The organism is Enterobacter sp. EGD-HP1 (assembly GCF_000733275.2).
Taxonomy (GTDB): Bacteria; Pseudomonadota; Gammaproteobacteria; order Enterobacterales; family Enterobacteriaceae; genus Enterobacter.
Genome location: NZ_AVOP01000028.1, coordinates 1 through 814, shown reverse-complemented (window position 1 = coordinate 814; position 814 = coordinate 1). Strand labels below are relative to the sequence as shown.

The 814-nt window shown below is 52.3% G+C and carries 1 protein-coding gene; it reads left to right on the top strand.

What is annotated here, in order from left to right:
- The coding region (locus N037_RS15605) for an elongation factor Tu (RefSeq protein ID WP_032642035.1) at positions 1 to 814 on the top strand (814 nt) is incomplete at both ends.

The following is an 814-nucleotide window of genomic DNA, read 5'->3' as shown; positions in this document are numbered from 1 at the left end:
CTGACGGCCCAATGCCTCAGACTCGTGAGCACATCCTGCTGGGTCGTCAGGTAGGCGTTCCTTTCATCATCGTGTTCCTGAACAAATGTGACATGGTTGATGACGAAGAGCTGCTGGAACTGGTAGAGATGGAAGTTCGTGAACTGCTGTCTCAGTACGATTTCCCAGGCGACGATACCCCAATCGTTCGTGGTTCTGCTCTGAAAGCGCTGGAAGGCGAAGCAGAGTGGGAAGCGAAAATCATCGAACTGGCTGGCTTCCTGGATTCTTACATCCCAGAACCAGAGCGTGCGATTGACAAGCCATTCCTGCTGCCAATCGAAGACGTATTCTCCATCTCCGGTCGTGGTACCGTTGTTACCGGTCGTGTAGAGCGCGGTATCATCAAAGTTGGCGAAGAAGTTGAAATCGTTGGTATCAAAGAGACTGCGAAGTCTACCTGTACTGGCGTTGAAATGTTCCGCAAACTGCTGGACGAAGGCCGTGCTGGTGAGAACGTTGGTGTTCTGCTGCGTGGTATCAAACGTGAAGAAATCGAACGAGGTCAGGTTCTGGCGAAGCCAGGCTCAATCAAGCCACACACCAAGTTCGAATCTGAAGTGTACATCCTGTCCAAAGACGAAGGCGGCCGTCATACTCCGTTCTTCAAAGGCTACCGTCCACAGTTCTACTTCCGTACAACTGACGTGACCGGTACCATCGAACTGCCAGAAGGCGTTGAGATGGTAATGCCAGGCGACAACATCAAGATGGTTGTGACGCTGATCCACCCAATCGCGATGGACGACGGTCTGCGTTTCGCAATCCGTGAAGG